This is a genomic window from Rhodobacter flavimaris, assembly GCF_021378075.1.
GTDB lineage: Bacteria > Pseudomonadota > Alphaproteobacteria > Rhodobacterales > Rhodobacteraceae > Rhodobacter > Rhodobacter flavimaris.
In genome coordinates this window covers 1-290 of sequence record NZ_JAJUOS010000071.1, presented here as the reverse complement: position 1 = coordinate 290, position 290 = coordinate 1, and the positions used below count along the sequence as shown (strand labels likewise).

1 protein-coding gene is annotated in these 290 nt (G+C 70.3%); it reads right to left on the bottom strand.

The annotated features are described in order from the left end of the window. A partial coding sequence (locus LZA78_RS17665) for a L,D-transpeptidase (protein WP_233678182.1) occupies positions 1–267 on the bottom strand: 267 nt, incomplete at its 3' end. Positions 268–290 lie beyond the last annotated feature (23 nt).

The following is a 290-nucleotide window of genomic DNA, read 5'->3' as shown; positions in this document are numbered from 1 at the left end:
CACGTTGACGCACCCGTGCGAGGCGCCGTTGTAGCCGGTGGCCGCGAAGTCGGGGGAGTAGTGCACCGCCTGGCCGCCGGAGAAGAACATGGCGAAGGGCATGGGGGTGTCGTAGAGGCTGGACACGTGGTCGCGGCTCTTGCTGAGCACGGAGAACGCGCCCTCGCGGGTCGGCAGCTCGTCCGAGCCGAAGCGGACGTCGAGGCGCGTCCGGACCGTGCCGTCGACCACCCAGCGCAGGGAGCGCGACGTCTTGTCGACGCACATGGCACGACCGGTCATGCAGCGCG